The following is a 21,462-nucleotide window of genomic DNA, read 5'->3' as shown; positions in this document are numbered from 1 at the left end:
GACAACCTCGTGCTGTCGGCCTGTGCTCCGGATCCGTCAACCACCGACCGGCGTGGCTTCCGGGAACTTCCAGCTGCCGTTCAAGATTTCCGGCTTGGGCCGGTACAGCCGCACGATGTAGTTCCAGCCCGGCGTGATCGGCAGGCAATTCGCCACCTGTCCATCGCAGCCGCCAAATTGCAGGGCGACCGAACCGTCGTCGCCTTTCTTGGCGGTGAGGTTGTTGAACGAATACGCGTTCTGCGGATTGGCCTGGAAGAAGCCCTTGTCGTCATACACCGTGACCGACCAGAACCCGTTGACGGGCACGTCCTTCACCAGCAGCTTGTACACCGTGTTGCCGTCGTTGCGGGCGGGCACGACGTTGAGGTAGGTGGCGTCCTTCTCGGGGTTGCCGCCCCAGGCCGTCGCCACGCCGATCAAGCGGCGTACCGGATCCACGTCCTGCTTGCTGCCGAACATCTTGTTCTTGTCCGGCAGGCTGTCACCCAGCACGGTCAAGGCATCGCGGATCTTGGCCAGGCTGGCCGCATCCCACTTGGGAATCTCGAACTTGCCCGGCCCGCCGGGCTGGCTCACCAGCACCTGATCCTGCAGGGCATGCACGGCCTGCACATCGGCCGGATCATTGGGATTGACCAGGATGCGCAGCGCGGCCAGGGCATAGCGCGTACCGATGCCTTGCCGCGTCAGGCTGTACTTGCCCGGCTTGTACGCCACTTGGTGGGTGTACTGATCCTGGTCGAACACCTGCAGCGAAATGAAACGCGGGCCGGCATCGGGCACGGTGATGGTCACCGGGCCCGCATCCAGATCGAACACGGCTGCCGAATACAGGGTGTCGCGGTTCTGCCGCACCACCCGCTGCTTGTCCAGCGGCGTGAGCTCGCGGAAGTGTTCGAACGTGCCGATGCTGCCGCCGGTCAAGGCGTTGGCAAAGGCCAGGTCGGTTTCGGCACGGGCGAAGTTGTCGGCTGTGACCGGCACCGCATCGGGATCCGGCGCCGGCGTGGCGGCAGGGGCGGGCGCCGTCGCCGGGGCTGGCGTCGCGGCGGGGGGAGTAGCCGCGCTGTCGGCCGCCGCGGGTTCGGCAGCGGGCGTTGCGGCTTCGGGTGCAGGGGTTTCTTTCTGACAGGCCGCCAGCGTCAGGCCGGCGAGGATGGCGACATACAAGGCGATGCGCATGGGAGCTCCCGGGTGCGCGGACGACGGGTCCGGCTGGGCCAAGCATGCGAAGCCAGGCGCCGGCCCACAAGCGGAAAACAACCGAGCGCAGCTAAGAAAAACTACTTAGCCCTGCCGAGCGCAACGCCAGCTTTGCCGCCGGGCGATGAGAGCGGGTGAGAGCCACGGCCAACGCATCGACACCCTGACTTCCGGGAGTAGGACGGGCATGTACGAAGGGTAATATCGGCAGTAATCCAAGGGGGAACCATGCGCCTGATCGCCCGACTCGCCTGCAGTCTGCTTGTGGTGCCTGCCATGGCCTTCGCCGCCGAGCACGCGCCGCGTGCCTTGCCCGACGCGGCGGCCATCGACGCCGAAGTGGCGCGACTGATGACGGCCACCCAGGCCAAGGGACTGGCGGTGGCCGTGATCGATGCCGGCAAGGTGGTGCATGTGCGCGCTTACGGTCTGCGCAATGCCGCCGGCGATCCGTTGCGCGATGACACCATCATGTACGGCGCCTCGCTGACCAAGGCGGTGTTCGCCTACACGGTGATGCAACTGGCCGAAGAAGGCGTGATTGATCTCGATGCGCCCATCAGCCGCTACCTCGATCGACCCCTGCCCGAATACACCGACACGAAAGGCTACGGTCCGTATGCGGATCTTGCGGGCGACGAGCGCTGGCGCCAGCTCACCGCACGCATCCTGCTCACCCACAGTTCCGGCTTCGGCAACTTCGCCTTCCTGGAGCCGGATGAGAAGTTGCGCTTCCATTTCGATCCCGGCACCCGCTACGCCTACTCGGGCGAAGGACTGATCCTGCTGCAGTTCGTGCTCGAACGCGGACTGGGCCTGGACCTGGGGCAGGAGATGCAGCGGCGGGTCTTTGATCGGTTTGACATGCGCCGGACCAGCATGAAGTGGCGCGAGGACTTTGCCGGCAACCTGGCCGATGGCTGGACGCAGCAAGGCGAACCCGTGCCGCATGACGAACGCAGCCGGGTGCGCGCGGCCGGATCGATGGATACCAGCATCGCCGACATGGCGCGTTTTGCCGCCGCCCATGTGCGCGGCGACGGCTTGAGTGCGCGCAGCGCCGCCGAAATTCGCCGGCCGCAGCGCGCCATCACCACCGCCAGCCAGTTCCCGACCCTGCAGGACGAGTTGCCCCCGGCGCAGCGCCGGGCTGATCTGGCGGCGGGTTTGGGGGTGGTGGTTTTCAATGGACCGCAGGGACCGGGTTTCTACAAAGGCGGCCACGACGACAACACCGGCAATACCTGGGTGTGCGTGCAGGCCAGCCAGCGTTGCGTGGTGGTGCTGGGCAACGATGTGCGTGGCGAGAACGCCTTCCCGGCGCTCATCCGTTTCGTGCTCGGCGAGACCGGCGTGCCGTTCGACTGGGAATACGGCGCCAGGCCCTTCGTCCACTGACGCAGCGCCGGCCTGCACGGTCGCCTCACACGCACCGGCCTAGCCTCGAATGCCATTCCGGCATTCGAGGTTCGTCATGATCAAGTGGGCCATCATCTTCGCCATCATCGGTCTGGTCGCCGGCGTGCTCGGCTTCACCGGCATCGCCGGTGGCGCTTTCGGCATCGCCAAGTTCCTGTTCTGGGCGGCCGTGATCATCGCGGTGCTGCTGTTCGTCCTGGGCGTGACCGTGTTCAAGAAAGTCACGTAGCGCTCGCGCAACCCCAACGCGTAGTCCGGACTCCCTGCCTCGGCGGGGAGTCTGCCGGGACGCGAGGAAGGAGGACGCCATGACGCGCAGTTGCTCCCTGCTGATTGAAGCCGAGCATGTGGAATTGATGGACGGAGACGTGGGCCACCAGGTCGGCGATGCGTTCCGCCTGGTGCACGAGCAGCGCCGCGTCGGCGGCGAAGCGCTCTGGTACTTCTACGCCGTGCCGGCCTTGAGCAAGCCCGAGGCGCTGCGTCGTGCGCAGCAGTGGTATGACTCGCACGGCCATCCGGACTGGCCGGGCCTGGGCTGAGTGTCGCGCATCGCCGCTTTCACCTTGTCCTGATCGCCGCCTCGCAACAATGCAGTCCTGACAAGGACTCCGCCGAGGGAAGCGAGCGCCATGCACGAGACTGTCAATCAAAGTGCCAACCAGCGACGCGCACAGATCCTGCGCTTCCTGTTCCGCTACCGGAATTCGGGACTGTTCTCCGGCGTGGATGCCACTCCGGAGGAATCCGCGCACGCCATACCCGAAGGCACGCCGCAGGAGCTGGCGCAGGATCTGGAAGCGCTGGGTCCGGCCTTCGTCAAGATTGGCCAGATGCTGTCGACCCGGCCCGACATCGTGCCGCCGGCGTTTGCCAGCTCCTTTGAACGCATGCAGGAAAATGTCGAGCCGGTGCCCTGCGACGACATCCGCGAGGTGATCGAAGCCGAGCTCGGCGTGCGCCTGAGCCATGCATTCTCCGAGTTCGACGACAAGCCGCTGGGGACCGCCTCGCTGGCGCAAGTGCATCGCGCCCGCCTGCGCGACGGCACGCCGGTGGCGGTGAAGGTGCAGAAGCCCGGTATCGCCAGGCAGTTGATGGTCGATCTGGATCTGCTGCGCGGCTTTGCCCAGCAGGCGGATCGCTTCACCGACATGGGCCGGCGCGTGCGCTTTGCCGATTGGCTGGAAGAGTTCAGCCGCACGCTGATCAACGAGCTGGATTACCAGGCCGAGGCGGAGAACCTGGAGCGCTTCCGCGAGCATCTGGCGCCGTTTCCGCAGCTGTGGGTGCCGGCGCCGGTCTGGGATCTGACCCGGCGGCGCGTGCTGACCATGGAACTGGCCGAAGGCATCCGCGTCGATCAGATTCCAGGCGTGCGCCGCACCGAGGAGCCGATGGACGATCTGGCCGATGCCTTGCTGCGCGGCTACCTGGATCAGATCTTCGTGCACGGCGAAATCCATGCCGATCCGCATCCGGGCAACCTGCGCATCACCCGCGAAGGCCGGCTGGCGATCTTCGACCTGGGCATGGTCACCAACGTGCCGCCCAAGCGCCGCGACTGCCTGCTCAAGCTGCTGTTCGCCGCGGTCGATGGTCGCGGCGAACAGGTGGCCAACGAGGCCATCGCGGTGGGTACGCGGCTGGAGGACTACGACGAGGAGCGTTTCGTCCGCGAAGTCGGCCACCTGGTCAGTCATTACCACGCCCATTCTCAGACCACCTCGCCCGGTCGGGTGGTGCTGGAACTGGTGCGCATCGCCACCGGCAGCGGCCTGCGCACGCCGCCGGAACTGAGCCTGCTCGGCAAGACCCTGCTCAACCTCGACGCGGTCAGTCGTTGCCTGGCGCCGTCACTGGACGTCAAGGACGTGGTCGAGCGTCACCTGCAACATGTGATGCGGGCGCGGCTGCGGCAGTCGCTGTCCTCGCCCAACCTGGCCAGCGAGCTGATCGAAATCCAGACCCTGCTGCGCGAAGGACCGCGCAAGTTGTCCGATGCCTTGTCGCTGGTGGCCGAGAACAAGCTGCAGATGCGGGTGACCGGACTGGAAGAGTCACGGCTGATGGAAAACCTGCAGAAGATCGCCAACCGCATCTCCGCAGGGCTGGTCACGGCGGCGCTGATTGTCGCTTCCTCGCTGATGATGCGGGTGGAAACCCGCAGCACCTTGTGGGGCTATCCGACCGTGGCCTTGCTGCTGTTCCTGGTCGGCGCCGGCCTGGGCGTGTGCATCGTGGTCAGCGCCCTGCGCGGCGACCGCGCAGCGCGTTCGCGCGAAGAGCGGGCGCCGCGTTAGTGTCCGAATTCCTCTACGTGCTGCCGTGCGCCTACGAAGACCTGGTCAAGCTCGGCATCTCCCGCCAGCCATTGCAACGGGCGCGCGCCTACTCGCCGCGCTGGTTCGAATTCTTCGATCTCGATCATGCGCTGCTGCTGGAAGCCGATGATCGCAGCGAAGTGCAGGCCTGGGAAACCCGGCTCAAGCGCGAACTGCGGCTGAGCAATGCACCGGCGCCGCTGATGGTGGCCGAACTGGCCGCCGGCCATACCGAATGGTTTCGCGGCAGCCATGCCGATATCGCCGCCTTCATGCAGGCGCAGGCCGGGCAGGGCTTTCGCTTGCACATGCCGGCGCGCACATGGTTCCTGCAGGCGCTGGACGCCGAAAGCGATCGGCTGTTTTCCTGGTCCGAGGCGATGCTGCAAAGTCTGGAAGAACTGGGCGACTGTCCAGCCAGCCGGCCCCTGCAGCAGGCGCTGCGTGATGCCTGCGATGCGCAACGGGCGATGGGGCTGCCGCTGGAAGAACGCGTGCCCGATGCGGTACTGACCTGGTATCAGCGCCGCGCGTAACAGCAGATCGTGGCCGGCTCAGTCCGGCGCCTTGGCCGGCACGAAGGGAGACACCGGGTCGCTGGCGGGAAAGGTTTCTTCCAGCGCCTCATCCTGGTTCTCGCTTTCATGATGCTTGCGTTTGCTGCGCTCGTGCGCCGACTCGTCGCAGTCGCGGTTCTCTTCGGGGGCGGGCGGATCCTTGCGATCACGGGTCATGGACGTGCTCCGGGGCGGGATGTCATCAGCATCCTCGCGACGCGATCACTCCGGCGTGAATCCGCAGTGCCGGAGGTCGGCCGGTGGGCGCCGCTTCAGCCGCCGTTGTCGTGTTCGCGCTTGCCGCTCGGATCGGGATAGTCGCGCTCGGGATCACGCCGCCCGGTGCCGCGCGGCACGTCGGGTTGGTCGTGATCCTTCCAGCGGGCGTTGTCATTGCGCAGCTTGTCGGCGGTATGCGGCTTCTTCTGATCGGCTTCGGCATTGTCGTGCGTGGGTTGCTCGGGTTTCATGCGATGACTCCTGCGCGTTCAGCCGTGGAAGGTGACGGGCGTCCGGACCTGGCCAAGGAGCGGACGCCCGCCCTGCAGGTCGGGTGGCAACACGATGGGCTGCTCGGCCACCAGTACCCGCAGGCGGCCGACGCGATCGCGCGCCCAGCGCGCCGACCAGCGCATGCCCGCCGCCACCGAACGCACGGCGACGTTGGCCTGCGGGTTGTCGGGATCCGCCAGCAGGATGTTCACCAGCCAGCCTGAGCGGCAGGGCTGCACCTGGATCAGTGGGCATCCGTGCAGCTCCAGGCGTGCGCCGACCCAGTCGTCGCTGGGTTGCGCCAGCACCCAGTGGAAATCATCAGGCAGTTTCATTGGCAATGCGCGGGTCATGGCAATCACGATGGTGGGGAGCTCCACGTTTTGAGTAAGCAGATCGCGTGCCAGCATGTGAACACCAAGCGATAAGAACTTTGCGCATACGCAACGCTCATCACGCAACAAAGCTTGCAAGCCAGAGGAAATAGTTGCGCGCCGCGCGATCACCACGGCAGGCCGGGAGTCGGATCTCTTGTCGGTGCACTCACCCGCAGCGCGCTAGCGTGCACGCATCCGAACAGTAACGAGGAAGCACGCGTGGCCACTCGAAAAAGCACCGCCAAGCGCAGCGCAAGCAAGCGCAGCCCGACCCAGTCCGCCACTCGCGCGGCGAACAAAAGCCCGGGAAAATCCGCGGCCAAGACCACGGCCAAACGCCAACGCGACGTGCAGGCGCAGACCATGGCACGCAACGCCAAGGCGCCCAAGGCGAAGAAGCAACCGGTCCAGGCCGGCATGCGCCGGCAGCCCGAACCGCCACTGAGCCGGCAGCATCTGGCCAAGCCGGGACGCGAAGCGGACTTGACGATCGCGCCGCGCTATCTGGCCGAAGACTATGTGGGTAGTGGCAAGCTCAACGGCATGGTGGCAATCGTCACCGGCGCCGATTCCGGCATCGGTCGCGCCGTCGCCGTGCTGTTCGCACGCGAGGGCGCGGATGTCGCGGTGCTGTATCTGAGCGAGGATAACGATGCCCGCGAGACCGCCTTGCAGGTGGAAGCCGAGGGCCGGCGCTGCCTGCTGATCAGCGGCGACGTGCGCGACTCGCGCTTCTGCGACCAGGCGGTGACCGACGTCGTGCAGAAATTCGGTCGGCTCGACATCCTGGTCAACAACGCCGCCTTCCAGCAGCACGCCAAGCGCATCCAGGACATCAGCGATGCGCAACTGGCCGAGACGCTGCAGACCAACATCGGCGGCTACTTCCATATGGCGCGTGCGGCGGTCCCGCATCTCAAGCGCGGCGCCAGCATCATCAATACCGGCTCGGAAACCGGCCTGTTCGGCAGCAAGGAGCTGCTCGACTATTCGGCCACCAAGGGCGCCATCCATGCCTTCACCAAGGCGCTGGCCTCGCAGCTGCTGCCGCACGGCATCAGGGTCAATGCGGTCGCGCCTGGGCCGGTGTGGACGCCGTTGAACCCGGCGGATCGCGCGGCGGAGGAAGTAGCCAACTTCGGCAAGGACAGTGACATGGGCCGGCCCGCGCAGCCGGAAGAGTTGTCGCCTGCGTACGTGTTCCTGGCTTCGCCGGTCACCGCGTCCTACATCAATGGCGTGATCCTGCCGGTCATGGGCGGACCCTACGGCTGAGCGTGGAAAACAAAAACGCCGACCGCGCGTCCTTCGACCCGCGGTCGGCGTCACCACCCCTGGCTAGTGGGTATTGCTGCCGGGCGTCGCGTTGCCAGCGGTCTTGCCACCGGTCGTCGCGCCGCTTGCGCTGGTGCTCGCACTGGAGGCGCTGGCCCCCGTGCCGCGACTGCGGCTACCGGCTTCGTTTTCGCTGCTCATGTTCGATCCCGTCGCGGTGCTGCTGCCGGTGGAGCCGGCGAAGCCGCTTGCGGACTCGCGTGAGCCGGAGCCCACCACGCGGATCTCGTTGCGCACATCCTTAACTCCGCTGCAGCTCTCTGCCAGGTTCTCGGCGTGGTGCTTGAGCCAGCGCTGTTCGACCGTCCCCGAAAGGGTGGCCACACCCGCACTCACGGACACCTGGATGTCATCGGCGTCGAGCTGCCAATCGTCGGTCAGGCGTTCGTTGAGGTCTTCGGTGATGCGCTCGTCCGAGCGAGTGTAGCCACGCGGACCACGGCCGCGGAAGTTCTGCTGGTTGCGATCGTTCTCCGAATAGCCGCTGTAATCGCCGGCGCCGCGTGCACGCTGATCGTTCTGCTGGCCGTATCCGCCCCGTCCGTAGCTGCCCTGGCCGTAGTCGGCCTGGCCATAGTTGCGTCCCTGCGCATGGCCACCTTGCGCCTGCGAGCCACTGCGCCAGTTGCCGCTTACTGACGGACCGCCGCGATGGCGCCAATCGCCGCCGGTGTGCGGACGTTGTTGTTCGGCAAAGTGACCGGCGTCGCCGTAGCCCTGATCATCGAAGACATCGCCCTGTTGCGCATAGCGCTGGCTGAAGTCTTCCGGCCCGTAGGCGCGGCCCGGATCACGTTCGCGGCCGTAGCCCTGGCTGTACTCGCCCCCTTCGGCGCGGCCGGGACGGCTGTAGTAGCCACTGTCTCGGTCCTCGCCGAAGCGACCGGCGCCGCGTGCGGCACTGCGTGCCCGGCTGCGGCCGGCGCCGAAGTCGCTGTCGTCGAACGCGCTGCCGTACTCGCGCGGACTGTTGGCGTACTCGCTGAAGCCGGAGCGTTCGCGGCCGCCGTGACGTTGCGAGTAACCGCCCGGGTCATGACCGCCGCGACCGCCGTCGCCGTACTGGCTGCGGACATCGTCATCGCTTTCACGACCGCGCGCCCAGCGTGCGTCGTCGCCCAGGTTGCGCGCCGGGTCTTCCAAGTCCTCCTCGCGCGGGCGTCCCTGCGTGCCGGCCGTCCCGTAGCCTTCGCCATAGCCGCGCCCTTCGCGTTCATTGCGGCGCGGGTCGCGCGATGGACCATATTGCTTGTTGCCGTGGTTCATTTCCTGTCTCCTGTTTTCCAACCAGTCGCGGCTGTTGTTGACCAGCTGCGATGCCAAGTGCCGCAGTTCACCGAGTGCGGCTTTCAGTTCCGTTCCGACCTGCTTGTCATCCATCTGCGTTCTCCGGAATGCATTTCTCTGCAGCAAGTTCCAGAGTCATCGCAATTGGCGTGCCAGTGCGTGGCGGCCGGATTCACACCACGGATTCATGTGCGGAAGCGCGCCTGCGGCGGCTGCCGCAATGAACGAGGACAAGGCCCTTGGCAATCCGCTGCGCGTGGAGGCAATGGCGCGGATCCGCAGCGGGCAGGTTTTTCGCGCCACGGAACTTTGTGCGTTGCGCGGCATGGACCACAGCTGGCCGTTGCAGCGGCTGGGGTCACCAGGCCAACGGCCTGCAACTTGTGCCGGAGTCTGCAGTAACTGCGCGTGCCGGCAAGCGCGTGCACGCGCCAACACCCGGTTACTCCCTGCTGGCCCCGCTGCACAGGCGATCGCGGGCGTCAACGGCGACTGGCACGACTCTTGCGCCTTGCAGTCTGGAACGAGACATCGCGTTCCTTCTCCCATTCTTCACGAGGAAGCATCATGCCCAACGAAAACACGACTGCCCGCAACCCGAATGGTCGCGAGGCGCGCGGATTTGCGGCGATGGACCCGGAGCGTCAACGCGAGATCGCCAGCCACGGTGGACGTGCGGCGCATCGCAGCGGCAACGCCCACGAGTTTGATTCGGCCGAGGCGCGCGAGGCGGGACGCAAGGGTGGGCAGGCGGTCAGCCAGGACCGTCAGCACATGGCCCGTATCGGTGCGCGTGGCGGCGAAGCACGCAGCCAGAACCGACAGAACGCCGCGGCCAACGACAGCGCCGACAGCGACAACAGCTGACGGCCGCGATCAACCCGCCTGGCCAGTCCCGTACTGGTCAGGCAGCTGCGGGTCCGGCGCGGCGTTATGGGACTCGCGCTCCCACTCGGCGAGCAGCAGGACGCACTCGGCCACCGCATCATCGATGCGCAGCAAGGCATCCTGCGCATCCTGCGTCCGCCCTTCCTGTATCGAATCGCGCGCCCATGAGCTTGCGTACAGCACCAGGTTGAGTTGATTGCGGATCTGATGCTGCCAATCAGTCATGGGGCGGCGTCCGCGCCAGGTGATTGTGGATTGTCCTGACACTGACGCCCAAGCTGCGCGCGGCCGCGGTCTTGTCGCCGGCGTGGAAGTCCAAGGTCTTGCGCAGCATCTGCGCCTCCACTTCCTGGAAGGTCATGCCGACGCGGAATTGCACATGGCCGGCATCGTCATTGCTTGCATGCGCGGCCGGACGCCACGCCAGTGGTTGCGGGAACACCCAGTCGTCGGATGAACGCAGATAGGCCATCTCGACCGCCGCCGCCAGTTCACGCACGTTGCCGGGCCAGGGGTGGGCCAGCAGCGCGGCGAGTGAGCGATCATCCAGTCGTTTGTCCTGGCCGCTGCGCTGGTTGAGGCGGGCGATGAAGGTGTTGGCCAGCAGCGCGATGTCCTTTCCGCGCACCCGCAGCGGCGGTACTTCAATCGGATAGCGCGCCAGCCGGAAGAACAGATCCGGGCGCAGTCCGGCCACGCCCTGGTCATCCAGCAGGCGATGGGTGGCGGCGATGATGCGCACGTCCACCGGCACCTCGTTGCTGCCGCCGATGCGCTGCACCACCCCGGTTTCCAGCGTGCGCAGCAGATAGACCTGCAGGGGCAGCGGCATCTCGCCGATTTCATCCAGGAACAGCGTGCCGCCCTGCGCCTGCTCGAAGAATCCCAGATGGCGCAGGTTGGCGCCGGTGAAACTGCCGCGCTCGTGGCCAAACAGTTCACTGGCCAGCAACTCGCCGGGCAGCGCACCGCAATTGACTGCGACAAAGCGTCCATTGCGCCCACTCTGTGCATGCAGGGCCCGTGCGGCCAGTTCCTTGCCGCTGCCGGTCTCGCCGCACAACAGCACGCTGACATCGTGCGGCGCGGCGCGGCTGATTTCCTGGCGCAGGCGTTGCATGGCGTCGCTGTCGCCGAGCAGACCATCGCTTTCATCGCGACGTGCGGCTTCGCGCAGGCGGTAGGCCTGGTTGACCTCATCCAGCAGTCCCATCAACCGGCGTGGTGGCAACGGCTTGGGCAGGAAGGCGGAGGCCGGTGACGAGACAGCGCGGCGCGCATGTTCGATATCGCTGCTGCCGCTGACAAATACGATCTGGCCCTGGCGCTGGCGCGGCAGATGGTCGATCACGTCGAAGCCGGTGCCGTCGGGCAGGTTCAAGTCGAGCAGGGTCAGATCGGGATCGTGATCGGCCAACCAGGGCGTTGCTTCGGCCACGCGCTCGAAGGCATGTGCGCGGAAGCCGCGGCGGCGCGCCATCTCGACAGTCATCGACGCAAAGTTCGCGTCGTCATCGACAATGGCAAAGCAGGGACTTGCCATGGAACCCCGGAAACGGTTGGACGAGATCGCCAGCATCCAAAATCCGTCGTTAGTGCAACGCGAAGTGCCGAGGCCGGTGGCCTCAGCTTTGTGCAGGTGACGTGACGGGCGTGTCGGAGAGTTGTCGGAACCGAGCTGCGTGCTGGGTGCCGGGCTGTGTGTGATCAGCGCGGTTGTTGCGGCAGGCTGCGATGGATCGCGGTGGCGGCGATGGCGGCATGGCCCATTGCCACCGCGATCTGGTTGAGCTCACTGACCACATCACCGGCCGCGTAGACATTTTTCACCGTTGTCTGGTTATGCGCATCGACATTGATCTCGCCCTTATCGCTCAGTTGCGCGCCGAGATCCGCGGCCAGGCTGCTTTCCGGCAGCGCGCCCAGGACCGGATAAATCGTGTCGAAGCGCGAGCTGCTGCCGTCGTCATGCCGCACCTCGCAGCTGCCGTCGCTGGCGCTCAGGCCCGCGCAGGGCAGGGTGATCCGCACCTGGTTCTCGCTGGCGCGCTCGCGCAGTGCCTGGTCGGCCTCGGCGGCTTCGGCGGCGGACAACGGGATCAGGCTGACCGAAGACGAGTAACTGCGCAGGAAGATCGCGTGTTCCAGTCCGCGTTGCAGCGGCGCGAGTACGCCAATATCGCCGTCGGTGGCTTCGTAGGCGTCGCAGATCGCGCACAGGCGGATGGCGGCGCTGGCAATCGCCCCTTCCACGTCCTCCATCTCCGGCACCAGATCGTTGATGCCGGTGGCCAGCAGCACCGTGCGCGCCAGCCAGTGGCGTTCGCCGGCTTCGATGCGGAAGCCCTGCGCATGCGGACGCACGCAATCCACCCGCACCGGTTCGAAGCGGGCGTCATGTGCCTGGGCTTGTTCGCGCAAGCGCTGCAGCAGATCGACGCCGGAGATTCCGTTGGGGTAGCCGGGACAGTTGTGCGTGCGCGGGATCCAGCGTGCCCGGCTCTCGCCGCCGTCGAAGACCAGTACGCTGCGGTGATAGCGGCGCAGGTAGGTGGCGGCGGTCAGGCCGGCCGGTCCGGCTCCGATGATGGCGCAATCCAGCAGGCTCATGCGGAGCAGCGTGGCGATGCGGCTGTCGGATTGGCGTGAAGCCGTGGCGTCGTGCGTTGCGGCGTTCACACGCTCACCGCTGGCGGGGGTGTGAGCTGCACGCCTTTCCACTGTTGCAGGAGTTGGACCATGAAGATGCTCATACCCGCCGCCGTGCTGATGGCCGCGTTGTCGATGACCGCCTGCAATGGCAATCGTGATGGCGACGCCGGCGATGGTGTCAGCGGCGCCAGCGGCCAGCCGGAGGCAACGCCGGCGACGCCGCCTGCCGATGCGCCTGCGGACGCCACAGCCGATGCGAGCCTGGCCAGCGCCAGCGATCCCGCTGCCACCGGCATGGGCGCGGCGGCCGGCGCGACCGCCACCGGCAACGATGCCGATCTGCTCGGCGTGCTGGCCGCGATTGACCAGCATGAAATCGATTCGGCCACCCAGGCCAAGCAGCACAAGCTGTCGGCGGACGTGGCGAACTACGCTGACCTGATGCTCACCGATCACCGCGCCAACCTGGATCAGACCCGCGCCCTGGGCGCGAACGAACAGGCGCCCAAGGCCATGACCCAGGCCGAACAGGGCAAGCAGCACCTGGCCGAACTGGGCAAGAAGCCCGATGCCGAGTATGCCAAGGCGTTTGTCGATGCGATGGTGATGGGACATACCCAGGCATTGGCGGCGTTGGACGAGCAGCTGATTCCCGCCGCACAGGCCGAGCCGGTCAAGACCCATCTGCAGCAGACCCGCGCCAAGGTCGCCGAGCATCTGGAAAAGGCCAAGGCTTTGCAGGCCAAGGGCTGACCCGCGAAACGGGGAGAGCGATGCGGCTCTCCCTGTCACGACGCCGGAATGCCGATCAACCGAGCCGCTGATCCAGGCGGAACGCCACGGTAGGGGCGTACTGCACTTGCGCAAACAACGGATGCTGCGGATTGATCAGCAGGTTGTACTCGTGCGGAATCAGCGAACTGGGGACGCGCGCCACCAGGGTGTTGCCACGGGCCAGCCAGGCATCGCCGAGCGCCTGCACGTCTTCGCGATAGGGGCGTTCCCGCCAGGGCAGATCCGGTCCCAGTTCCAACTCGTGTACCGCCGCCTCCGGCAACTGCAGTTGCAGCAGCTTGAGATCCTCGGTGGGTGAACTCTGCAGGTGCGCGCGGTATTCCAGCAGTGCGGCGGCCGCATGTTCGGAGGCGTAGATGACGGGCGTGGCGCCGCTGGTCCAGCGCGCCGGTCGAACCGTGAGGGCCAGGGTCTGCGTCGGCGCGGGGCCGGCCGTGACCGAATAGGCAGTGAGAGCGGGTGACATGGGACGGGTCACGCAACGGGGCAGCTCAGGCTAAGCGGGCTGGCGCTAAGGCGATGTGGATCGGTCCTTCACACGATGCGCCCACGGCATTGGCTAGGTTTCCAGGCAAGCTCCGCGAGAACCTGATGACGCCATCCGTCCCACGCCACCGCCTGCGCTCACGTCTGTTCTGTCTGCTGCTGATGTGCGCACTGCCCGCTGTTGCCGCCGCCGCCAGTGCGGCCCCGGAGGTAACCGAGGCTGATGACACGCCGACCACGCGCGAAGTGATCGAGCAGGTGAGCGAGCGCGAGTCCGCGCCGCTCTACAGTCGGCGCCTCTGGAGCGCGGCCTCGCGTGACTGGCAGCGCTCCGCACCGCGCGTGCAAGCCGGCTTGCACGCGTTCTGGCAGGCCCTGCGCGATCCGTTCGCCCACGGCGGCGCGCGGGTCTGGATCGGGCTGATCGCGGCGCTGCTGTTCTGGTGCGGTGCGGTCTGGGCCGTGCCACGCCTGACCGCGCGCCTGCGTCCACGCCTGCCGGAGGGACGGGTGCGCCGTTCGTTGCCGGCGTTGTTGAACGTGGTCGGCGTCACCCTGGTCAGCTCGCTGGCCATCACCGGGATCGAGCAGGCCTTGCAGTGGGGCGGCGCGGCGGACGCGCAGGCGCTGGCGATCCTGCAGCCGCTGCTGGCGATGGTGGTGTTTGCCGCTTTCATGATCAGCCTCGGTCGCAATGTGCTGTCCTGCAACGACGGCGGCTGGCGCCTGCCCAACATCCCGGACGAAGTGGCGGCGAGCATGCGCCACGTGCCGCAGATGCTGGCGATAGCGGTGGCGGTGGCGACCGGTCTGGAGATCGTCTCGCAACGTTTCCTGACCACCCAGGGCAGCGCCAGCGCATTGGCAAGCGCCGCGCTCACGCTGTTCCTGTGCACGGTGATGGCCAGCGTGTGGTCGCGGCTGGCGCTGGCGCTGCGCAACGACGTGGCCGAGCAGAGCGACACCCAGCGCGTGGACGAGCGCCACCTGTTCGTCCTGCGCGCGGTGGTGCTGGTCGGCTGGGGCCTGATCATCGCCAGCGTGCTGGCGACGCTGCTGGGTTACTTCGCCGCCGGCAGTTTCTTGATCAAGCAGACGTTGTGGGGCTGCGTGGTGCTGGTGTTCGTGTATCTGCTGGCTACCGCCAGCGGCGATGTCATCGACGCCTACCTGCGCGGCAACGGGCCGGCCGGCATCCGCCTGTCACGCCGGCTGGGGTTGGAGCCGCGCAAGGTCGATCAGATCGGCGCATTGGTGTACGGAGCGGTGCGGCTGCTGCTGATCATCGGTGCGCTGTTGCTGCTGGCCGCGCCCTATGGACTGGGACCGGCGGAACTGTTCGGCCGCCTGCATCCGCGCACGGCGATGATCGCCATCGGCCAGCTGCGCTTTGGCCCGGCCGACGTGGTCAAGGCCTTGCTGGTGTTCCTGGCGGTGATGCTGGCCACGCGTCTGTTCGGACGCTGGTTCTCGCGCCGCTACCTGCCCACCACGCGGCTGGATCCGGGCATGCGCAGCTCGCTGGCCTCGGTGGCCGGCTATGTCGGCGTGGTGGTGGCGATCTCGATGGCGCTGGCGGCGATGGGCATCGGCCTGGAGAAGATCACCTGGATCGCCAGCGCCCTGACCGTGGGCATCGGCTTTGGCCTGCAGGCGATCGTGCAGAACTTCATTTCCGGCCTGATCCTGCTGGCTGAGCGGCCGGTACGCGTGGGCGACTGGGTGGTGGTGGGCGATGCCGAAGGCGACGTGCGCCGCATCAATGTGCGCGCGACCGAAATCACCACCGCCGATCGCACCACGGTGCTGGTGCCCAACTCGGAACTGATCACCAAGGTGGTGCGCAACCGCACGTTGACCCGCTCAGAGGGCCTGGTGAAGATCCTGCTGCCGTTGCCGGCGGCGACCACCGACATCGAGAAGACCTTCGCGATCATCCGCGAGATCATCGCCGCCAACGCCGACGTGCTCAAGCGCCCCGAGCCGGCGGTGATGGTGGAAGAGGTGCGCGACAACGGCAAGGTCTTCATCAACGTATCGGTGTACGTGGAAGGCCCGCGACGGGTGGCGAATGTGCGCAGCGCGTTGCTGTACGAGATTCTACGGCGTCTGCCGGCGGAAGGGGTGCCGTTGGCTTAGAGCGTTCGGGGCTGGCTTGCAACAGACGGATGTCTGGTCAGCCCCTCCTACGGTTCGGCCGGACTGTGCTGCGCTTATTGGCGGATGCACACGGCCAGGCCGGAGGCGCCTTCGCCTTCGGCGAACACGCTGATGCGTTCGCCGACCTTGCGGAACACCAGGTCGAAGCGGCGCTCGCCAATCGGCAGGTCGTTGATGCGCACGTCCTCGATACCGGTGGGCAGTTCCGGGCGGTTGATTTCCACCATGTTCTGCACGCCATCCACCTCGATGCCCAGGCAGGCCTGCAGCAGCATCAAACCCGAGCCTGCGGCCCAGGCCTGCGGCAGACAGGCGACGGGGTAGGCGACGGGCGGTGCACCCTGGCGGCGCGAGAAGCCGCAGAACAATTCCGGCAGGCGCATGTCGAAGTGCACCGCGGCTTCGAATGCGCCGCGCAACAGGCGGGTGACGCCGCCGCGCACGCCGGCGCGGGCGATGCCACTGCCGCACAGCGCGCTGTCATGCGGCCAGGTGGATCCGTTGTGGTACGAAATCGGGTTGTATCGGGCTTCGCCGCGCGCCACCGTGCGCACGCCCCAACCGCTGAAGAACGCCGATGACAGCAGTTGCTCGGCGACGCGGGTGGCGCGCGCCGGTTCGGCCAGACCGGTGTAGAGCAGATGGCCGGGATTGCTGGTGCGCACGCGGCAGAGCTGACGCTCGCCATCGATGGCCAGGCCGTAGAAGCCCATGTCCTCATCCCAGTAATGGGTTTCCACCGCGCCGCGCAGGCGCTCGGCGCGCAGTTGCCAGCCGGCGGCGCGCTCGGGTTGGCCCAGCACCATCGCCAGCTGGGCCATGCCTTGCAGTGCGGCGAAGGCGTAGCCTTGCACTTCCACCAGTGCGATGGGGCCCGGCGCCAGCCGGCCATCGGCATGGAACACCGAATCGCCGCTGTCCTTCCAGCCCTGGTTGGTCAGGCCACCTTCGGCCGTGCGTGCGTAGTCGAGCAGGCCCAGCGGGTTGGCATCGCAGACCCGCTCGACCCAGCCGATCGCCGCTTCCAGCGACGGCCACAGCGACGCCAGGAAAGCGGCGTCGCCGGTGCGCCGGTAATGCGCATGCGCCAGCATCACGAACAACGGCGTGGTATCCACGCCGCCGTAGTACAGGCCAAACGGCAGTTCGCGCAGGCTCGACATCTCGCCCTTGCGCGTCTCGTGCATGATCTTGCCCGGCGCCGCATCGAGGAAGGGTGCGTCCTCCTTGGCCTGGTGCTCGGCGAGGAAGCGCAGCACGCCCTTGGCCAGGCCCGGATCCAGCCACAGCGTTTGCAAGGCGGTGATCACCGCATCGCGACCAAACGGAGTGGAGAACCACGGAATGCCGGCATACGGATACGGGCCGGTTTCCAGCTCGCTGGTCAGCAGCGCCAGATCCGAGCGCGACTGGCGCATCCACTGATCGAACAACGGGCCGCTGCTGAGGATGCGCGCGCCGCGCCGTTGCTTGGTGCGCATGCGCCGGCGCGCCACCGCGGCCTGCTGGCGATAGCGTTCGCGCGAAGGCGGCTCGCCAGTGTCCGAACCGACCTCGATGTAGAAATCCTGGGTCTCGTCCGACTCCAGCGTGAGCAGGAATTCCAGCTCGCCCGGCCCCTGGAAGATCGGCGGCCGCGAGAAGCGGATGAAGCTGGCGCGCTCCACGTCATCCAGACCGACATAGCGGAACACGTAGCCGATTTCGCCCGGTTCCGGTTCCATCAGCCGGCCGCGCGCCGGGCGTTTGCTGCCACGCACTTCGAACATGTCCCAGAAATCCGCCGCCAGCGAGAAGCGCAGCGGCAAGGTCACGCGCGTCTCGCCGTAGTTGACGCAGGTCAGCCGCTCGTACATGCGCTCCTGGCACAGGAAGCGATTGCGGTTGATGTGGATCAGGCCCTGGGGCGTGCCGACTTCATCCAGCGGCGAGAGCGCGCGGTTGGTCAGGTGCGCCACGAACAGCACGTTGTCCTGGGTCACCGCGGAACTGAGCAGGGTCGGGGTTTCCTCGCCCAGCCGCAGCCGGTACGACGACAGCACGCGGGTATCGCTGACGAAAAAGCCTTCGCTGGGGCCGGCGACATCGCCATAGCTGTTGGCCACCAGGAAACTGTCGCCATCCTTGAGCACATAGCGGGTGTACAGCGCGGCATCGGCGGCGGAATCCATCGGCGATCAGGCCTCGAGCATGCGAACGGCGGGGGGATCGAGCAGGGTCTGGTACAGGGTGAGGTATTCGCGGGTCATCGCCGATACCGAATAGCGTTGCTCGAACACCTGGCGGATGCGCTCGCGCGACAGTTCGCCCACGCGCGCCACCGCCTCGGCGGCGCCGGCGATCGAGTCGACGATGTAGCCGGTCACCCCTTCATCCAGCACTTCCGGCACCGCGCCGCAGCGCCAGCCGATCACCGGCGTGCCGCAGGCCATGGCCTCGATCATCACCAGGCCAAACGGTTCCGGCCAATCAATCGGGAACAGCAGCGCACGCGCATTGCCGAGGAACTCGGCCTTGTCGGCGTCGCTGATCTCGCCGATGAACTCGATGCCGTCGTGACCCAGCAGCGGACGGATGGTTTCGCGGAAGTACACGCGGTCGGCGACGTCGACCTTGGCCGCGATGCGCAGCGGCATGCCGGCGCGGCGGGCGATATGGATGGCGCGATCCAGGCGCTTTTCCGGCGAGGCGCGGCCGAGGAACGCCAGGTAGTCACCGCGCGGGTTGGCCGGCGGGGCATACAGATGCTCGGGCAGGCCGTGGTACACCGTGCCCAGCCAGTTGGCCCACGGCATCGGCTTGCGTTGGGCGTCGGAGATGGACACCAGCGGAAAGTCCGGAAAGCGGCGATAGAACGCCGGCAGATCCTTCTTGTCCTGGCGGCCATGCATCGTGCTCACCGTGCGCGCGGCGAAGGGTTCCAGCAGCGGCATCGGCAGCAGATCGATATGCAGGTGGATGATGTCGAACTCCGCCGCACGCTTGCGCAGGTCGCTGAGCATGGCGAAGTGCGCGGCTACCGCCGCCTTCAACGGCGCATCGTCCAGACGCAGGGCGAGATCGCGCCCGACCGCCAGTTGCGCGCGCGTATGCGAATCACCGGAGGCAAACAGGGTGACCTCGTGACCGGCGTCGACCAGCGATTCGGTGAGATAGGACACCACCCGCTCGGTGCCGCCGTACAACTTGGGCGGTACCGATTCGAACAGCGGCGAGACTTGCGCGATCCTCATTGCCAGGGAACTCCATCGGTGGTCGCCAGCGTGGCCTGCGGCTGGCGTGTGTTCTTCTGTGCCGGTTCTGCTGGCGCCGTTGGCGTGCGTGGCGGCGCGGCAGGCGCGCGCAGGGTCTGCAGGAAGCGGCGCGCCCAGTGGCCGACATCGTTGCCGCGCAGGGTGTCCATCATCGTGTGCCAGCGATCCTGGCGTTCGGCCAGCGGCATGCTGCTGGCGGTGTTGATGGCGCTGGCCACTTCATCGATATCGTGCGGATTGACCAGCAGCGCCTGCGGCAGTTCCTCGGCGGCGCCGGCAAAGCGCGACAACACCAGCACGCCCGGGTCCAGCGGCGATTGCGAGGCCAGGTATTCCTTGGCCACCAGGTTCATGCCGTCACGCAGCGGCGTGATCAAGGCCATGTCGGCGGCGCGGTAGAAGCCGGCCAGCACACTCTGCGGAAAGCTGTCGTTGACGTAGCGGATGGGGGTCCAGTCCGGGCGCGCATGGCGCCCGTTGATGTGGCCGGCCAGGCCTTCCAGTTCGCGGCGCAGGCTCTGGTATTCCGGTACGCGGGTGCGGCTGTGCGGGGCTATCTGCAGATACGTCCAGTGGCCGGCGTCCTCGCCCGATTGCAGGTGCCGCTCGAACGCCTTGAAGCGTTCCGGCAGGCCTTTGGAATAGTCCAGTCGATCCACGCCGATGGCCAGCCGCCGTCCCGACAGGCTGGCGCGCAGATCATGGCCGGCCACGCGCGCCTCGTTGGCCTGCGCGGTGCGGATGATCGCGTCCACGTCGATGCCGATCGGAAACGCGTCACTGCGGCAGCGCGGCTGCGTGATGGGGACGTGCTGGGCCTGGTAGTGACGGAAGTTCTGCAGATCGTTGCGGGTCTGGAAGCCGACCAGGTCGTAGGCTTCCAGTGCGCCGAGCAGGGCACGATGGCCGGGCAGGGCGTTGAGCACGTCCGGCGGCGGCAACGGGATATGCAGGAAGAAGCCGATGCGGTTGCCCACGCCCAGATCGCGCAGGCACTGCGCCAGCGGAATCAGGTGGTAGTCGTGCACCCAGATGACATCGTCGCCGCGCAGCTGCTGCGCCAGCGCTTCGGCAAAGACCCGGTTGACCCGCAGGTAGGCGTCGCGCTGCTCGCGGTGATAGTCGACCAGATCGATCCGGTAGTGGAACAGCGGCCACAGCACCCGGTTGGCGTAGCCGTGGTAATAGCCTTCGAAATCGTCGGCCGGCAGATCCACCAGCACGTAGTCCAAGCCACCCTGGCTTTGCTTGCAGATCGGCGGCCGCTTGTCGCTGGCCAGCGTGCCGCTCCAGCCCAGCCACAGGCCGCTGCCCTCACCGATGGCGGCGGTGAGCGCCACCGCCAGGCCGCCGGTCTGTGTCTGTCCGGGCAAGGCCACCCGATTGGACACCATCACCGTGCGACTGCCCGCACGCGCGCCCATGCCCACGATGGCCTCGGCCGTGCTCATGCCGCCTGCTTCCGATCCAGCGAGGCGAACAGCCATTGCCGCACCCGGCGCGGATTGTCCAGCCGGTAGCGTGCGCTGGTAGGACGATCACCGCCCACCAGCACGCTGACGCCGTCGAACGCGTTGACCACGGCGAAGCCGGGTTCGTCGGCCGGATCATCGCCAATGAACACCGGACGTCGACCACGGAACGGCGCTTCTTCCATGAAGGCGGCGATCGCGATGCCCTTGTCCACGCCGATGGGACGAATCTCGATGCCATGCGCGCCAGGATGCAGGCGATGCCCGGCCAGCTGTTCGCGCACGCGCTCGGCGAAGCTCGAGAACGAGGCCGCTGCGTCAGGCGCCGAGCGCCAATGCAGGAACAGGCAGCCGCCCTTGTATTCGACCAGCGCGCCCGGATACTCGGCGGCGATCGCTTCGGCCTGGCGCGCCAGTTCGAGAAAATCCGCGCCCATCTCCGGCGCCGCGTGCGCGCCGCCATGGCCGCGCCGCTCCAGTCCGTGCAGGCCGGCCATCGCGGCAATGTCCAGCGGTGCGAACAGATCATCCAGCGCCTGGATCGATCGTCCGCTCACCAGCGCCACCGCGCCGCCACACAGCTCTGCCAGCTTCGGCAGTGCCTGCATCAGTTGCGGGTCGATACGCACATCGGACGGCGTCGGCGCATGCTCGGCCAGTGAGCCGTCCACATCCAGAAATACGGCCCAATCTTCCTCGATCAGCGGCGGGGCCGCGTCGTCAGTCGATTCACTTCCCATGCTTTGATGCTATGCAAC

The 21,462-nt window shown here is 66.9% G+C and carries 22 protein-coding genes; 9 read left to right on the top strand and 13 right to left on the bottom strand.

All coding sequences use genetic code 11. The features are described from left to right. Nucleotides 1-36 precede the first annotated feature (36 nt). Nucleotides 37-1,185, bottom strand: coding sequence for a DUF1254 domain-containing protein (locus tag B5X78_RS01135; RefSeq protein ID WP_079722657.1), 1,149 nt, complete (start codon nucleotides 1,183-1,185; stop codon nucleotides 37-39). 258 nt (nucleotides 1,186-1,443) lie between these two features. On the opposite strand from B5X78_RS01135, the gene B5X78_RS01130 reads away from it, so the two are divergent. From B5X78_RS01130 to B5X78_RS01110, 5 genes are all read left to right on the top strand, one after another. Then, a complete protein-coding gene (locus B5X78_RS01130; protein ID WP_079724369.1) occupies nucleotides 1,444-2,604 on the top strand; it encodes a serine hydrolase domain-containing protein in 1,161 nt (386 codons plus the stop codon). A gap of 76 nt (nucleotides 2,605-2,680) precedes the next feature. Beyond that, a complete protein-coding gene (locus B5X78_RS01125) occupies nucleotides 2,681-2,854 on the top strand; it encodes a DUF1328 domain-containing protein (protein ID WP_079722656.1) in 174 nt (57 codons plus the stop codon). Between the two features lie 79 nt (nucleotides 2,855-2,933). Beyond that, nucleotides 2,934-3,167, top strand: coding sequence for a hypothetical protein (locus B5X78_RS01120; RefSeq protein WP_079722655.1), 234 nt, complete (start codon nucleotides 2,934-2,936; stop codon nucleotides 3,165-3,167). Between the two features lie 90 nt (nucleotides 3,168-3,257). Continuing rightward, nucleotides 3,258-4,928, top strand: coding sequence for an ABC1 kinase family protein (locus B5X78_RS01115; RefSeq protein ID WP_079722654.1), 1,671 nt, complete (start codon nucleotides 3,258-3,260; stop codon nucleotides 4,926-4,928). Further along, nucleotides 4,928-5,485: a GIY-YIG nuclease family protein gene (locus tag B5X78_RS01110; protein WP_079722653.1), complete on the top strand. Its 558-nt coding sequence runs from the start codon at nucleotides 4,928-4,930 to the stop codon at nucleotides 5,483-5,485. Before B5X78_RS01115 ends, B5X78_RS01110 begins: the two co-directional genes overlap by 1 nt. Before the next feature lie 18 nt (nucleotides 5,486-5,503). On the opposite strand, the gene B5X78_RS01105 is transcribed toward B5X78_RS01110, so the two are convergent. The 3 genes from B5X78_RS01105 to B5X78_RS01095 form a co-directional block, all read right to left on the bottom strand. Beyond that, a complete protein-coding gene (locus tag B5X78_RS01105) occupies nucleotides 5,504-5,683 on the bottom strand; it encodes a hypothetical protein (RefSeq protein WP_079722652.1) in 180 nt (59 codons plus the stop codon). Nucleotides 5,684-5,778: 95 nt separating this feature from the next. Next, entirely contained in the window at nucleotides 5,779-5,976 is a 198-nt protein-coding gene (locus B5X78_RS01100) for a hypothetical protein (protein WP_079722651.1), read from the bottom strand. An 18-nt stretch (nucleotides 5,977-5,994) separates the two neighbouring features. Beyond that, nucleotides 5,995-6,333 (bottom strand): hypothetical protein, encoded by a 339-nt coding sequence (locus B5X78_RS01095; RefSeq protein ID WP_079722650.1) that lies wholly within the window; start codon nucleotides 6,331-6,333, stop codon nucleotides 5,995-5,997. A 261-nt stretch (nucleotides 6,334-6,594) separates the two neighbouring features. Between B5X78_RS01095 and B5X78_RS01090 the strand changes: the two genes are divergently transcribed. Continuing rightward, nucleotides 6,595-7,650 carry an SDR family oxidoreductase gene (locus tag B5X78_RS01090; protein WP_079722649.1) on the top strand — a complete coding sequence of 352 codons (1,056 nt, stop codon included), beginning with the start codon at nucleotides 6,595-6,597 and terminating at the stop codon, nucleotides 7,648-7,650. Nucleotides 7,651-7,713: 63 nt separating this feature from the next. Here B5X78_RS01090 and B5X78_RS01085 read toward each other — a convergent pair whose 3' ends face one another. Further along, nucleotides 7,714-9,090, bottom strand: coding sequence for a BON domain-containing protein (locus B5X78_RS01085; RefSeq protein ID WP_079722648.1), 1,377 nt, complete (start codon nucleotides 9,088-9,090; stop codon nucleotides 7,714-7,716). A gap of 474 nt (nucleotides 9,091-9,564) precedes the next feature. On the opposite strand from B5X78_RS01085, the gene B5X78_RS01080 reads away from it, so the two are divergent. Further along, a complete protein-coding gene (locus B5X78_RS01080; RefSeq protein WP_079722647.1) occupies nucleotides 9,565-9,864 on the top strand; it encodes a KGG domain-containing protein in 300 nt (99 codons plus the stop codon). Between the two features lie 9 nt (nucleotides 9,865-9,873). On the opposite strand, the gene B5X78_RS01075 is transcribed toward B5X78_RS01080, so the two are convergent. The 3 genes from B5X78_RS01075 to B5X78_RS01065 all read right to left on the bottom strand — a co-directional run bounded on the left by B5X78_RS01075 (nucleotide 9,874) and on the right by B5X78_RS01065 (nucleotide 12,564). Next, on the bottom strand, nucleotides 9,874-10,110 hold the full coding sequence (locus B5X78_RS01075) for a hypothetical protein (protein WP_079722646.1): 237 nt from the start codon (nucleotides 10,108-10,110) through the stop codon (nucleotides 9,874-9,876). After that, on the bottom strand, nucleotides 10,103-11,428 hold the full coding sequence (locus B5X78_RS01070; protein WP_079724368.1) for a sigma-54-dependent transcriptional regulator: 1,326 nt from the start codon (nucleotides 11,426-11,428) through the stop codon (nucleotides 10,103-10,105). The genes B5X78_RS01075 and B5X78_RS01070 overlap by 8 nt, the downstream gene beginning before the upstream one ends. A 164-nt stretch (nucleotides 11,429-11,592) precedes the next feature. Further along, nucleotides 11,593-12,564 carry an NAD(P)/FAD-dependent oxidoreductase gene (locus B5X78_RS01065; protein WP_229730980.1) on the bottom strand — a complete coding sequence of 324 codons (972 nt, stop codon included), beginning with the start codon at nucleotides 12,562-12,564 and terminating at the stop codon, nucleotides 11,593-11,595. Nucleotides 12,565-12,624: 60 nt separating this feature from the next. On the opposite strand from B5X78_RS01065, the gene B5X78_RS01060 reads away from it, so the two are divergent. Then, nucleotides 12,625-13,290, top strand: a complete 666-nt coding sequence (locus tag B5X78_RS01060; protein ID WP_079722644.1) for a DUF4142 domain-containing protein — start codon at nucleotides 12,625-12,627, stop codon at nucleotides 13,288-13,290. A 55-nt stretch (nucleotides 13,291-13,345) separates the two neighbouring features. Here the strand turns inward: B5X78_RS01060 and B5X78_RS01055 are convergent, their stop codons facing one another. After that, nucleotides 13,346-13,798 carry an RES family NAD+ phosphorylase gene (locus B5X78_RS01055; protein WP_079722643.1) on the bottom strand — a complete coding sequence of 151 codons (453 nt, stop codon included), beginning with the start codon at nucleotides 13,796-13,798 and terminating at the stop codon, nucleotides 13,346-13,348. Between the two features lie 125 nt (nucleotides 13,799-13,923). On the opposite strand from B5X78_RS01055, the gene B5X78_RS01050 reads away from it, so the two are divergent. Next, nucleotides 13,924-15,957 carry a mechanosensitive ion channel domain-containing protein gene (locus B5X78_RS01050; protein ID WP_176140748.1) on the top strand — a complete coding sequence of 678 codons (2,034 nt, stop codon included), beginning with the start codon at nucleotides 13,924-13,926 and terminating at the stop codon, nucleotides 15,955-15,957. Nucleotides 15,958-16,031: 74 nt separating this feature from the next. On the opposite strand, the gene B5X78_RS01045 is transcribed toward B5X78_RS01050, so the two are convergent. Genes B5X78_RS01045 through otsB form a run of 4 tightly spaced genes read right to left on the bottom strand, consistent with a single transcriptional unit; the run spans nucleotide 16,032 to nucleotide 21,444 of the window. Continuing rightward, entirely contained in the window at nucleotides 16,032-18,149 is a 2,118-nt protein-coding gene (locus tag B5X78_RS01045) for an amylo-alpha-1,6-glucosidase (RefSeq protein ID WP_079722641.1), read from the bottom strand. A gap of 6 nt (nucleotides 18,150-18,155) precedes the next feature. After that, nucleotides 18,156-19,211 carry a glycosyltransferase family 4 protein gene (locus B5X78_RS01040; protein WP_079722640.1) on the bottom strand — a complete coding sequence of 352 codons (1,056 nt, stop codon included), beginning with the start codon at nucleotides 19,209-19,211 and terminating at the stop codon, nucleotides 18,156-18,158. After that, the gene (locus B5X78_RS01035; protein WP_425478682.1) at nucleotides 19,208-20,683 is read right to left on the bottom strand and encodes an alpha,alpha-trehalose-phosphate synthase (UDP-forming); all 1,476 of its coding nucleotides are present in this window, start codon (nucleotides 20,681-20,683) and stop codon (nucleotides 19,208-19,210) included. Before B5X78_RS01035 ends, B5X78_RS01040 begins: the two co-directional genes overlap by 4 nt. Continuing rightward, nucleotides 20,680-21,444: a trehalose-phosphatase gene (gene otsB / locus B5X78_RS01030; protein ID WP_079722639.1), complete on the bottom strand. Its 765-nt coding sequence runs from the start codon at nucleotides 21,442-21,444 to the stop codon at nucleotides 20,680-20,682. The genes B5X78_RS01035 and otsB overlap by 4 nt, the downstream gene beginning before the upstream one ends. Nucleotides 21,445-21,462: the final 18 nt, after the last annotated feature.

Origin of the sequence: Pseudoxanthomonas indica (assembly GCF_900167565.1) — a bacterium.
In the GTDB taxonomy this organism is placed as follows: Bacteria; Pseudomonadota; Gammaproteobacteria; order Xanthomonadales; family Xanthomonadaceae; genus Pseudoxanthomonas_A; species Pseudoxanthomonas_A indica.
This window is presented reverse-complemented; position numbering and strand designations above follow the sequence as displayed.